This window comes from Rhodoferax sp., from assembly GCF_025354435.1.
Lineage (GTDB): Bacteria > Pseudomonadota > Gammaproteobacteria > Burkholderiales > Burkholderiaceae_C > Rhodoferax_B.
This window is the reverse complement of the sequence record NZ_JANXMU010000077.1, coordinates 86151-98643: the sequence shown is the minus strand read 5'-3', so window position 1 is coordinate 98643 and position 12493 is coordinate 86151. Positions and strand designations below refer to the sequence as shown.

Here is a 12493-nt window from a genome sequence, read left to right as displayed (position 1 = left end):
GGGTATTATTTTCCTTGGCCGGATCTAAGACGAATGACCACATCCCCTCCCGGCCAAACCGAGGTGACATGGTCAAAGGTCTTGCTAAGAATTTGCCTAAAACTGGTTTAGACATCAACCGCTTGCACCATAGCCGAACGGCTAAGTATGTTGACGCAAGCCCCACATAAGAGTGGGCGGCTACTCCCCAATGAACCCTGCGATCTTACCCGACGCACCAGGGTAATTCCTTATACGGTGACCCAATCGCAGCCAAAAGTCGCCTGCGCGACGTCCAGTGTAACATCGGCGCAACCTTCGGCTCCGGCCAAGGCTGCCAACGCCAGCTCGGGTCGGTTGTTTTGTTCGCTTAAATGCGCGGCCATGATGCGGCGCAGACCGCCCACGGCCAGGGCCTGGGCAATCGCGGCGGCGGCGTAATTGGCCAGGTGGCCGTACATGCCGCCTACGCGCTGCTTTAGAAACGGTGGGTAGCGCGACGCGGCCAGCAGATCGGGATCGTGGTTGCATTCCAGCAGCAGGGCCTGGCAGCCCATCAGCTGCTCCAGCACGTGCGGCGTGGCATGGCCTAGATCGGTCAGGATGCCCAGGTGTGCATCGCCCTGGCTGCAGCGCAGTTGCAAGGGCTCACGGGCATCGTGCGGTACGGTAAAGGGCGTGAGCTGCAAGTTGCCCAGGTCGATGGTTTCGGTGTCGCGGGCGATACGCAGCAGGCCGTCCAGGTCTGGCAGATCGGGGTGGACGATGGCGGCATGGGTGCCGTGGCTCATCCACACCGGGATGCGGTGGCGCACGGCCCACTGCGGCGCGCAGCCCACATGGTCGCCGTGCTCGTGGGTGATGAAGATCGCGTCGATCTGCCCGGCCTGCAGGCCCGCGAGCGCCAGCCGCTGGTCGAGCTGCTTTTGGCCAAAGCCGCAATCGACCAGCACGCGGGTGGTGTGGGCCCCGCGGCTGGCTTCGACGATGGTGCCGTTGCCTGCGCTGCCGCTGCCCAGGCTTTTGAAGCGTAAGGTGCTTATTTCAGGTCGTCCGCAATGATCTGGACGATCTTCTTGGCGTTGTCGGACACTTCGGGTACGCCCGCTGCGTTCAGCACCGAGACGGTGGTGGTCGTGCCTTCGGTGACCACGGCAATGCGGTACTGCAGCGGTGGCGAGGTGCTGTCTTTGCTGAACAACTTGGTGAAGAAGCCAGGCTGGGTCTTGGTGGCATTCGGGGCCACGTAGCGCACAAAGTAGGTGCCTTTGCTGCGGTCGCGGTCTTCGACGGTGAAGCCGGTGCGGTCCAGCGTCAGACCGACGCGGCGCCAGGCACGGTCAAAACCGTCGTCTAGTTGCACCACCGGCTGGTTGTTGACCGTGGCGATACGGGCATTGGCCTTGGCGGCTTCGGGCTCCAGCGCGGTTTTGACCTGCTCGTCGTTGGCACCCAGTTTCAGCATCAGGCGGCGCAGGAATTCAACTTCCAGCTCGGGATCGGTGGGGCGGGGCTGCCAGATGGTCTGGTCTTTGGCCTGGCTGGTGTACACCTCGACCATGCCGCGGTGGCTGATGTAGATTTCGGTACCGCCGGTGGCCGTACGCTCCAGGCGGGTGCGGTATTTGTCGCGTTCGCCGGTGGAGTAGAGCGACTCAAATACTTTACCCAAGGTGCTGCGGATAATGTCCTGCGGCAACTTGGCGCGGTTTTCGGCCCAATCGGTTTCCATGATGCCCAGGCCGGGGTTGTCTTCGGTCAGCAGAAAGCCGTTTTGCTGCCAGAAGTCGCGCACCGGCACCCACAATTTGTCGGCGGGGCGGTTCACCACCAGCCAGCGCTGCGTGCCCGCGCGCTCCACACGGATGTCGCCCAGCGAGGTGGCGGCGGTGGGGGCGGCAGCGGCAACCTGGCCGACTTTGTAGTTGCTGGCGGTGACGGCAGCGCCAGGCACCACGTACTTGGAGTCACGGCTTAATTGCGACAGGTCGGGCGGCACGTCCAGCGCCGGGCCTACCGTGCCCGCGCTTTTGTAGTCGATCTTTTCGCTTTGCAGCACCGAGCAGGCACCCAGCGCCAATGTCATCCCCAACACTCCAACTTTCAATCCAGCTTTGGCAATATGGTTCACGTATCGTTCCTAAAAGGGTTTACAGCAAGCCGCCGCTGCGCAGCGCGTCTTTTACAGTGGTGTGGAAAGAGGTCGACAAGGGTGTCATGGGCAGGCGCAAAGTAGGCCCGCACAGGCCAATCTCGGCCATGGCCCATTTCACGGGAATCGGGTTGGCTTCGACAAACAGGTGCTTGTGCACCGGCATGAGCTGGCGTTGGATCTCCATGGCCCGGCGGTTGTCGCCTGCCATGGCTGCCACACAGAGTTCGTGCATCAGGCGCGGGGCTACGTTGGCCGTCACGCTGATGTTGCCCTGGCCGCCGCACAGCATCAAAGCCACGGCGGTCGGGTCGTCGCCCGAGTACACGGCAAAGCCTGGGGGGACATCGCGGATCAGCCACTGGGCGCGTTCGATGTTGCCGGTGGCTTCCTTGATGCCGATGATGCCCGGCACCTGGGCCAGGCGCAGCACGGTGTCGTGCAGCATATCGGCGACCGAGCGGCCGGGTACGTTGTACAGCACCATGGGCAAATCCACCGCTTCGGCGATAGCCTTGAAGTGCTGGTACTGGCCTTCTTGGGTGGGTTTGTTGTAGTAAGGCACGACCTGCAGATGGCAGTCGGCACCGACCTTTTTGGCAAAGCGAGTCAGCTGGATGGCTTCCGCCGTGGAATTGGCCCCGCAGCCCGCCATGATCGGCACCCGGCCTTTGGCCTGCTCGACCGACACGCGGATGATCTCGCAGTGCTCTTCCACGGTGACCGTGGGCGATTCGCCGGTGGTACCGACCACGCCAATGCAGTCCGTTCCCTCCGCAATATGCCAGTCGATCAGTGTGCGCAGGGTGGGGTAGTCCACGCTGCCGTCTTCAAGCATCGGGGTCACCAGTGCCACGATGCTGCCAGTAATGGGTGTCATGTCCGCAGTCTCAAACGGGAAAATCGCCATTCTAACGAGGGCGTGTAAGGCAAATTTGCCGTTGGGAAAAACGATTTGCTATTGTTTGCATAGCTGCTAGCATAGGTGCAATATGCGCTAGAGGCCAATTTTGTTCAAAAACAGGCCCAGAGCTGGTCGGCCAGGGTTACCAGGAACTCGGGCCGCGTGTACAGGGCGAACACCCCTGTCAGCGCTGCCAAGGCGGCACACCACCAGCCTAGTGTTTTTGCCATGGTTTCAGGCCCCCTGCGCCAGCGCGTCCGCGCGGCGTATCGGCGCTTCCTTGACCGGCAGGTTCACCAGCCCGGCAAACACGCCCAGGGCGATGGCGATGTACCAAACTAGGTCGTAGTTGCCATTGCGGTCGTACAGAACGCCGCCTAGCCACACGCCCAGGAAGGAGCCGATCTGGTGGCTTAAAAACACAAATCCGCTCAGCATTGACATGTGCTGGATACCAAAAATCTGCGCCAGTGCAGCATTCGTTGGTGGCACGGTAGACAGCCACAGCACGCCCATCACGGCCGCAAAAATGTAGACGCTGGTGGGCGACAACGGGGCCAGCAAGAAGATGCTGATGGTCACGGCCCGGGCAAAGTAGATGAAGGACAGGATGGTCTTTTTCTGCATGCGCTGCCCCAGCGTGCCCGCTGCGTAGGTGCCAAACACATTGAACAGGCCGATCAGCGCCAACGCGTAGCTGGCCACCTGGGGCGACAAGCCCTTGTCGCGCAAATAGCTGGGCATGTGTACGCCGATGAATACCACCTGGAAGCCACAGACAAAATAGCCCGCCATCAGCAGTTGGAAGCTGGGGTATTTGAAAGCCTCTTTGAGCGCTTCGCCAATCGTCTGGTCGCGTGGCACCGCCTGGGCACCGCCAAAACCCGGCTCGCGCAGGCCCCAAGACAGCGGAATGATCAGACAGGCCGCGCCCCCCAGCACCACCAGCGCCTGCTGCCAGCCCAGGTGGCTGATCAGCAGCCCTTCGGTCGGCACCATCAGAAACTGGCCAAACGAGCCCGCAGCCGCCGCAATCCCCATGGCCCACGAGCGCCTGTTGGCCGCCACATTACGCCCGATCACGCCGTAAATCACCGCGTAGGTGGTGCCCGCCTGGGCAATGCCGATCAGTACCCCGGCGCTCAGCGTGAACAGCAGCGGCGTGGGCGCGTGCGCCATACCGATCAGCCCCAGCGCGTAGCACAGCGTGCCCACCATAATTACCTTCACTGCCCCCAGCTTGTCGGCCAGCATGCCCGCAAATACGCCACTGACACCCCAGGTCAGGTTCTGGATAGCGATGGCAAAGGCAAAGGTTTCGCGGGTCCAGCCCTGGGCCTGGGTGATGGGCTGCAGCCACAGGCCAAAGCCATGGCGGATGCCCATGGACAGCGTAACGATGGCACCGCCGCAGATGAGGAGTTGGGTGAGAGAAAGAGGGGCTTTGGAACTTTGCATGGCGTGACTGTACAGAGATCGTGGCACACCTCCAGGCTGCAGTGCTGCGCATCTTTCGCCAACCCCCTTGCAGGGGACAACACCAGCAGCCTGGCAAAGCCAGTTCTGCGGTGTTTCTGGCGGGCCCGCGTTTTGCACGTCGCTGGGTGGCGGGCAACTGACATTCAAGCGAAGATTCTAGGATGCTGTGGTTGCATCCAGTGCTCTACAATCCAAAATTATGGCTACCCAAAACCCCGCAATCCCCGCCTATTCCGAAAGCTCGATCCGTGTCCTCAAAGGCCTGGAGCCCGTCAAGCAGCGCCCGGGCATGTACACCCGCACCGACAACCCCTTGCACGTCATCCAGGAAGTGCTGGACAACGCGGCCGACGAGGCGCTGGCGGGCCACGGCAAAAAGATCCGCGTCACGCTGTTTGCCGACGGTTCGGTCGGCATCGACGACGATGGCCGCGGCATCCCGTTTGGCATGCACCCGGAAGAAAACGCCCCGGTGATCGAGCTGGTGTTCACCCGCTTGCACGCGGGCGGCAAGTTCGACAAGGGCAAAGGCGGGGCCTACAGCTTTTCGGGCGGCCTGCACGGCGTGGGGGTCAGCGTGACCAACGCCCTGGCGCTGCGGCTGGAAGCCACTTCGTACCGCGAAGGCTCGGTGGCCAATTTGGTGTTTGCTGCCGGTGACGTGGTTGAGCCCTTGCAGATCCGCAAGGCCGAGGCGGGCGACCGTAAATCTGGTACCAGCGTGCGCGTCTGGCCTGACCCCAAATACTTCGAATCTTCGGCCCTGCCCATGGCCGAGCTGACCCATTTGCTGCGCAGCAAAGCCGTGCTCATGCCCGGTGTCACGGTCACCCTGACCATTGAGAAAACCAAGGACGTGCAGACCTGGGCCTACAAGGGCGGCCTGCGCGACTACCTGACGCAAACCCTGAACGGCGAGCCGGTGATTCCGCTCTTCGAAGGTGAAGGCTTTGCCGACAGCGGCCACGACACCTTTGCCGAAGGCGAGGGCGCGCAGTGGTGCGTGGCCTTTACCGAAGACGGCGCGCCCATGCGCGAGAGCTACGTCAACCTGATCCCCACCAGCGTGGGGGGTACCCATGAATCCGGCCTGCGCGACGGCCTGTTCACGGCGGTCAAAAGCTTCATCGAGCTGCATTCCCTGCTGCCCAAGGGCGTGAAGCTGCTGCCCGAAGACGTGTTTGCCTGCGCCAGCTTTGTACTCAGCGCCAAGGTGCTGGACCCGCAGTTCCAGGGCCAGATCAAGGAACGGCTGAATTCGCGCGACGCGGTGCGCCTGGTGTCCAGCTTTGTGCGGCCCACCCTGGAGTTATGGCTGAACCAGCACGTGGATTACGGCAAAAAGCTGGCCGAATTGGCCATCAAGGCCGCCCAGTACCGCCAGAAAGCCGGGCAAAAGGTCGAAAAGCGCAAGGGTTCCGGCGTGGCCGTGCTACCCGGCAAGTTGACCGACTGTGAAAGCAAAGATTTGGCGCAAAACGAGGTGTTTCTGGTCGAGGGCGACTCCGCCGGTGGCAGCGCCAAAATGGGCCGCGACAAGGCCAGCCAGGCCATCCTGCCCCTGCGCGGCAAGGTGCTCAACACCTGGGAGGTGGAGCGCGACCGGCTGTTTGCCAACACCGAAATCCACGATATCTCGGTAGCCATCGGCGTGGACCCGCACGGTCCCAACGACACGCCCGACCTGAGCGGCCTGCGCTACGGCAAGATCTGCATCCTCAGCGACGCGGACGTAGACGGCTCGCACATCCAGGTGCTGCTGCTGACCCTGTTCTTCCGCCACTTCCCCAAGCTGATCGAAACCGGCCACGTATTTGTCGCCCGGCCGCCGCTGTACCGTGTGGATGCGCCCGCCCGCGGCAAAAAACCAGCCAGTAAAGCCTATGCGTTGGACGAAGGCGAACGCAGCGCCATCCTAGATAAGCTCCGCAAGGAAGGCGTGCGTGAAGGGGCCTGGAGCATCAGCCGCTTCAAAGGCCTGGGCGAGATGAATGCCGAGCAACTGTGGGACACCACGTTAAATCCGGATACACGCCGCCTCTTGCCGGTACAGCTGGGCAGTGTTAACTTCGCCCAGACCGAAAGCCTGATCACCAAGCTGATGGGCAAAGGCGAAGCCGCTTCCCGGCGTGAATTGATGGAGTTGCATGGCGACACCGTCGAGCTGGACGTTTAACAAACTTATGAACAAAATAGGCCTTTGGCGTAGATTCTGTATAGGCATTGCGCTATTGATAACGCAGCATGTCGCCCTGGCCGACGTGTGGGGTTATATCGACCCGCAGGGCGTGGCGCACTTTGCCACCGAGCGCACGGACGACCGCTACGAGCTCTTCTACAAGGGCGATGAAAGCTTTGACACCACCCAGGGACTCAAGGCTGCCAGCACGGCCCGGCCGGTGGATGTGCCCACGGCTCCGGCCAAGCTGCTGGCGTTTTTTGATATTTCGCCCAGTTACAAATTGGTCAAACACCATCTGCGTGAGGCCTCCACCAAGCTGAGCATCGACTACGAACTGCTGCAGGCCCTGATCGTGGCCGAGTCGGGCTTCAACAGCACGGCTGTGTCGCCCAAGGGCGCTGTCGGTCTGATGCAGATCATGCCGGCCACGGCCGAACGCTACGGGCTGGTGGGTGACCCCAAAAACAGCATCGAGCAAAAGCTGACCGACCCTAAAACCAATATCCGCATTGGCGCGCGCTACCTCAGCGATCTGATCAATATGTTCCCCGGCCAGCTCGACTTGGCGGTGGCCTCGTACAACGCAGGCGAGGGCGCGGTACAAAGGGCGGGCAACCGCATTCCCAATTACAAGGAAACCCAGGCCTACGTGAAAACCGTGCTCCAGCTCTACAACGGCCTGAAGCCGCCCGCAGCCGTGGCCGAGCAGCGCCGCCTGCCATCGCGTATCCGTATGGAGCTTTCTGGCGGTGCCGTAGGCCGTGGCAATCTGCCTCCGGTGGCCGGATTGCCCTGATATCTGTCGTCTTTGCGGCACCCCTAGCCGCGTCTTTTCTCTCTTTCTCCACTCCCCATGACCGACCAACCCGAACTGGACCTGCCCGAAGATCCGCCTTTGCTGCCGCCGGACGCCACCTCTGAGCCCGCTATCGACGACGACGGCCTGAGTCTGGCCAGCTACGCGCAGCGCGCTTACCTGGAATACGCCCTGAGCGTGGTCAAGGGCCGTGCCATTCCCGATGTGACCGACGGCCAGAAGCCGGTGCAGCGGCGGATTTTGTATTCCATGTCGCGCATGGGTCTGGGTTTTGGCGGGGCCAATGGGGCCACCGGGGCCAAGCCGGTCAAATGCGCCCGCGTGGTGGGTGATGTGCTGGGTCGCTTCCACCCGCACGGCGACCAGGCCGCCTACGACGCACTGGTGCGCATGGCGCAAGACTTCAGCCAGCGCTACCCGCTGATCGACGGCCAGGGCAACTTCGGCAGCCGCGACGGCGACGGCGCAGCGGCCATGCGCTACACCGAGGCGCGACTGGCCCGTATCACCAGCCTGCTGCTGGACGAAATTGACGAAGGCACGGTGGACTTTGTGCCGAACTACGACGGTTCCACCCAGGAGCCGCAGCAGTTGCCCGCCCGCCTGCCATTCAACCTGCTCAACGGTGCCAGCGGCATCGCCGTGGGCTTGGCCACCGAGATCCCCAGCCACAACCTGCGCGAGATTGCCGATGCCTGCGTGGCACTGATCAAGACCCCACAGCTCAGCGAAGAAGAGCTGTTTGCCATCGTGCCCGGCCCGGATTACCCCGGCGGCGGCCAGATCATCAGCAGCAGCACCGACATTGCCGATGCTTATCGCACAGGCCGTGGCTCGCTCAAGGTGCGGGCGCGCTGGAAGATCGAAGAGCTGGCACGCGGCCAGTGGCAGCTGGTGGTCAATGAGCTGCCGCCCGGTGTCAGCACCCAGCGCGTGCTGGAAGAGATCGAAGAACTCACCAATCCGCGCATCAAGGCCGGTAAAAAGGCCCTGAGCCTGGAGCAGACCCAACTGAAAGCCTCGGTGCTGTCGGTGCTGGACGTGGTGCGCGACGAATCGAACAAAGACGCGGCGGTGCGCCTGGTGTTCGAGCCCAAAACCAGCCGCATCGAACAGCAGGAGCTGATCACCGCGCTGCTGGCCCATACCAGCCTGGAAACTTCTTCGCCCATCAACCTGACCATGATCGGGCTGGACGGGCGGCCGATGCAAAAGTCGCTGCGCCAGATGCTGCAGGAGTGGATTGCCTTTCGCCAGACCACGCTGCAGCGCCGCAGCCAGCACCGGCTGGACAAGGTGCTGGAGCGCATCCACATTCTGGAGGGGCGGCAGATTGTGCTGCTCAATATCGACGAGGTGATCGCCATCATCCGCCAGGCCGACGAGCCCAAGGCGGCATTGATTGCGCGCTTTAACTTGAGCGACCGGCAGGCCGAAGACATCCTGGAAATCCGCCTGCGCCAACTGGCCCGGCTGGAAGCCATCAAGATCGAGCAAGAGCTGAAAACCCTGCGCGACGAGCAGGCCAAGTTGGAAGAGCTGCTGGCCAACCCCGCCGTGCTGCGCCGTTTGATGGTGAAAGAGATCGAAGCCGACGCGAAGATTTTTGCCGACCTGCGCCGCACCCTGATCCAGGCCGAGAAGCGGGCCGTGGTTGAAGTCAAGGTGGTGGATGAGCCTGTGACCGTGGTGGTTTCGCAAAAAGGCTGGGTACGGGCTCAAAAAGGCTGGGCCAAAGACCCGAACGGCCAGCCCGAATACAGCTTCAAATCCGGCGACGCGCTGTACGGCACCTTTGAATGCCGCAGTGTGGACACCCTGCTGGTGTTCGGTACGGCGAAAGACAAGGTAGGCCGGGTCTACACCGTGCCCGTGGCCTCGCTGCCCGGCGCACGTGGTGACGGTCAGCCCGTCACCACACTGATCGAGCTTGAATCCGGCACCCAGGTGGCTCACTACTTTGCCGGGCCGGGCAGCGCCACGCTGCTGCTGTCCAGCTCGGGCGGTTACGGCTTTTTAGCCACCGTGGACGACATGCAGGCCCGCAACAAGAGCGGCAAGGCCTTCATCACTGTGGGCGAGGGCGAGGCAGTGAATCCGCCATCGCACGCCAGCGGCTCCAGCGGCAGCCAGCCGGTGGTGCCCGCCACCCATGTAGCCTGCGCCTCCACGGGTGGGCGGATTCTGACCTTTGAGATCGCCGATTTGAAGCTCCAGCCCAAGGGTGGGCGCGGCCTGATGCTGATTGCGCTGGAAGATGCCGACACCCTGGCCGGTGCCGCGGCCTACATCCGCAGCATCCGCATCGACGGTATGGGGCGCGGTGCCAAGCCACGCTCTGAAACGCTGGAAATCCGCAGTTTGAACAACGCGCGGGCGGTGCGTGGGCGCAAGGGCAAGCTGGCCGATCTGGGCTTTAAACCGAGCAGTGTGGTGCGGGTGGAATAAGGCTGTTCAAGCTGTTTCCGAGGGGGGTGAATCTGTCACAATTTGTGAAGTAGAAAAACCCGCATAACTAGGAGACATCATGAACTTCAGCAATTTGCGCGTAGCAGCAAAACTCTGGCTGGCCGTGGGGGCTATCGTGGCTGCACTGCTGGTATTGGCCGGGGTCACCGGTTACCGTTCCATGGCATTGCAGGCCCAAACCCAGGCGGCCCAGCTCGCCATGGACCAGCGCGTGCTCCAGTCCACCCGCTGGGCGGGCTTGACGAACCTGAATGCGGTACGTGCCGAGGCTTCCTTGCTGAGCACCGATCCCGGCGTGGCGGCGGCCTTCAAAGAGCCCACCACGGCCACCAGCGCGCAGATTACCGAGATCCAGAAAAGCATTTCCGCGATGGATTTGAGCCCGGCGGACAAAGCCCAGCTCGACACCATTGCCGCTGCCCGGACCAAGGTGCTCGACAGCCGGGCCCGCGCGCAGCAGCTGAAAAAAGACGGCAAGACCGACGAAGCCCTGGCGCTGCTGCAAGGCGAAGTTAAGGCCGCCGTCAGCGCCTATTTAGGCGACCAGCGCAAGTTTGTCGAAATGCAGGAGCAGGCGCTGGCGCAGTCCGAGGCCGATGCCAAATCCGAGCGTGCGGTGCTGTTCAATATTGTCTGCGTGTGCCTGGCCGTGCTGGTGCTGGGCCTGCTGGCAGGCGCCTTCTGGCTGATCCGCAGCATCCAGCAGCCTTTGGGCGTGGCCAACCAGGCGGCGGCCCGCATCGCTGAGGGCGACCTCAGCATGTCACTGGATTCAGCGCGCAAGGACGAGTTTGGGGACCTGCTGCGCTCGCTGAGCACCATGAGCCTGTCGCTGGGCCGTATGGTCCACCAGGTGCGCCAAAGCACCGACAGCATAGCCACCGCTAGCTCCGAAATCGCCAGTGGCAACAACGACCTGGCGGCCCGCACCGAGCAGACCGCTAGCAACCTGCAGCAAACCGCGGCCTCCATGGACCACCTGACCCAGACTGTGCGCCAAAGCGCCGATAACGCCAACCAGGCCAGCTCGCTGGCGGCCAGCGCGTCCAGCGTGGCGCAAAAGGGCGGCGAGGTGGTCAAGCAGGTGGTGGTGACGATGGAGGAGATCAACGCCAGCAGCAAGAAGATCTCCGACATCATCGGCGTGATCGACGGCATCGCCTTCCAGACCAACATCCTGGCGCTGAACGCCGCCGTGGAAGCGGCCCGCGCGGGTGAGCAGGGCCGGGGATTTGCCGTGGTGGCCAGCGAAGTGCGCAGCCTGGCGCAACGTAGCGCCCAGGCGGCCAAGGAAATCAAGGGCCTGATCGGCACCTCGGTGGAGAAAGTTGAGTCCGGTGCGCGGTTGGTGGCCGAGGCGGGCAGCACCATGAGCGACATCGTGCAGTCGGTCAAGCGGGTGACCGATATCGTCGGCGAGATCACCGCGGCAGCCACCGAGCAGAGCACCGGCATCAACGAGATCAACCGTGCAGTGGTCAACCTGGACCAGATGACGCAGCAAAACTCTGCCCTGGTCGAGGAGAGTGCCGCTGCCGCCACCAGCATGCGCGAGCAGGCAGGCCAGTTGGCCACGGCGGTGGCGGTGTTCAAGGTGAATGCGTCGCTGCATGGTGGTCGGGCCATGGCTTACACGGCAGCACCGGTGCCTGCGCCCGTGCGGCACACCCCGGTGGCCGCGCCCGCAGCACGGGCCCCTGCGGCCAAGCTGCCGAACAAGCCTGTGGCGGCTCCCGGACGCAAGGCGGCTCCTGCCGCCCCCGTAGCCCGCTCCTTGGCGGCCCCCAAGGCCAAACCCGCTGCCGCCCCCGCGGGCGGCGAGGGCGACTGGGAAAGCTTCTAAAAGAAAACCAAGCCCGCTTCTGCCAGAACGCATCTATTCCAGAAACATCGCAGAACTGGCTCTGCCAGGCTGCTGGTGTTGCCCCCTGAAAGGGAGTTGGTGCAAGAACCGAAGCTCTGCAGCCTGGGGGTTAGCCAATCTCCGCGATCAGCTCGATCTCGACGCAGGCTCCCATGGGGATCTGCGCCACGCCGAACGCGCTGCGGGCGTGGGCACCGATGACTGGGCCAAACACCGCGCCTAGCAGTTCGCTGGCACCGTTGGTGACCAAGTGCTGCTCGGTGAAGTCGGGGGTGGAGTTGACCAGTGACATCAGCTTGACGATGCGGGTGACCTTGTTCAGGTCGCCCACGGCGGCGTGCAGCGTGCCCAGCAGGTCGATCGCAATGGCCCGCGCAGCATCTTTGCCCTCTGCAGTGGCGATGTTTTTGCCCAATTGACCCACCCACACTTTGCCGTCTTGCTTGGCGATGTGGCCGCTCAGGAACACTAGCTTGCCGGTTTGCACAAATGGTACGTAGGCGGCCGCCGGAATGGCGATGGGGGGCAAGGTGATGTTGAGTTCTTGCAGTTTGGCGTAAATGTCCACGGTATGTCCTTTTGGTAATGAAATAAGCCTCTAGCGCATATTGCACCTACGTGAGTAGCTATGAATTATGCAGTGCGAG

At 62.7% G+C, this 12493-nt stretch carries 9 protein-coding genes and 1 riboswitch; of the genes, 4 read left to right on the top strand and 5 right to left on the bottom strand.

The annotated features are described in order from the left end of the window. Positions 1–4: 4 nt before the first annotated feature. Positions 5–201: riboswitch (yybP-ykoY riboswitch) on the bottom strand. A gap of 29 nt (positions 202–230) precedes the next feature. From Q0T48_RS19690 to Q0T48_RS19675, 4 genes are all read right to left on the bottom strand, one after another. After that, a complete protein-coding gene (locus Q0T48_RS19690; protein ID WP_295960129.1) occupies positions 231–1022 on the bottom strand; it encodes an MBL fold metallo-hydrolase in 792 nt (263 codons plus the stop codon). Then, positions 1019–2065: an outer membrane protein assembly factor BamC gene (bamC, locus tag Q0T48_RS19685; protein ID WP_295960041.1), complete on the bottom strand. Its 1047-nt coding sequence runs from the start codon at positions 2063–2065 to the stop codon at positions 1019–1021. Before bamC ends, Q0T48_RS19690 begins: the two co-directional genes overlap by 4 nt. A 64-nt stretch (positions 2066–2129) precedes the next feature. Then, a complete protein-coding gene (gene dapA / locus Q0T48_RS19680) occupies positions 2130–3011 on the bottom strand; it encodes a 4-hydroxy-tetrahydrodipicolinate synthase (protein ID WP_295960039.1) in 882 nt (293 codons plus the stop codon). A 258-nt stretch (positions 3012–3269) separates the two neighbouring features. After that, a complete protein-coding gene (locus Q0T48_RS19675) occupies positions 3270–4493 on the bottom strand; it encodes an MFS transporter (RefSeq protein ID WP_295960037.1) in 1224 nt (407 codons plus the stop codon). A 220-nt stretch (positions 4494–4713) separates the two neighbouring features. On the opposite strand from Q0T48_RS19675, the gene Q0T48_RS19670 reads away from it, so the two are divergent. From Q0T48_RS19670 to Q0T48_RS19655, 4 genes are all read left to right on the top strand, one after another. Beyond that, positions 4714–6690, top strand: coding sequence for a DNA topoisomerase IV subunit B (locus Q0T48_RS19670; RefSeq protein ID WP_295960034.1), 1977 nt, complete (start codon positions 4714–4716; stop codon positions 6688–6690). 7 nt (positions 6691–6697) lie between these two features. Further along, on the top strand, positions 6698–7492 hold the full coding sequence (locus Q0T48_RS19665) for a lytic transglycosylase domain-containing protein (protein ID WP_295960032.1): 795 nt from the start codon (positions 6698–6700) through the stop codon (positions 7490–7492). A 57-nt stretch (positions 7493–7549) separates the two neighbouring features. Beyond that, entirely contained in the window at positions 7550–9961 is a 2412-nt protein-coding gene (gene parC, locus Q0T48_RS19660) for a DNA topoisomerase IV subunit A (RefSeq protein ID WP_295960029.1), read from the top strand. Positions 9962–10040: 79 nt separating this feature from the next. Continuing rightward, on the top strand, positions 10041–11825 hold the full coding sequence (locus Q0T48_RS19655) for a methyl-accepting chemotaxis protein (RefSeq protein ID WP_295960026.1): 1785 nt from the start codon (positions 10041–10043) through the stop codon (positions 11823–11825). Positions 11826–11955: 130 nt separating this feature from the next. On the opposite strand, the gene Q0T48_RS19650 is transcribed toward Q0T48_RS19655, so the two are convergent. Next, positions 11956–12414, bottom strand: coding sequence for a RidA family protein (locus tag Q0T48_RS19650; protein WP_295960024.1), 459 nt, complete (start codon positions 12412–12414; stop codon positions 11956–11958). Positions 12415–12493 lie beyond the last annotated feature (79 nt).

What these genes read in the sequence shown, in the direction of transcription:
- bamC (WP_295960041.1), bottom strand. Translation starts at nt 2,065, where the DNA reads ATGACATTGGCGCTGGGTGCCTGCTCGGTGCTGCAAAGCGAAAAGATC.
- dapA (WP_295960039.1), bottom strand. Translation starts at nt 3,011, where the DNA reads ATGACACCCATTACTGGCAGCATCGTGGCACTGGTGACCCCGATGCTT.
- Q0T48_RS19675 (WP_295960037.1), bottom strand. Translation starts at nt 4,493, where the DNA reads ATGCAAAGTTCCAAAGCCCCTCTTTCTCTCACCCAACTCCTCATCTGC.
- Q0T48_RS19670 (WP_295960034.1), top strand. Translation starts at nt 4,714, where the DNA reads ATGGCTACCCAAAACCCCGCAATCCCCGCCTATTCCGAAAGCTCGATC.
- Q0T48_RS19665 (WP_295960032.1), top strand. Translation starts at nt 6,698, where the DNA reads ATGAACAAAATAGGCCTTTGGCGTAGATTCTGTATAGGCATTGCGCTA.
- parC (WP_295960029.1), top strand. Translation starts at nt 7,550, where the DNA reads ATGACCGACCAACCCGAACTGGACCTGCCCGAAGATCCGCCTTTGCTG.
- Q0T48_RS19655 (WP_295960026.1), top strand. Translation starts at nt 10,041, where the DNA reads ATGAACTTCAGCAATTTGCGCGTAGCAGCAAAACTCTGGCTGGCCGTG.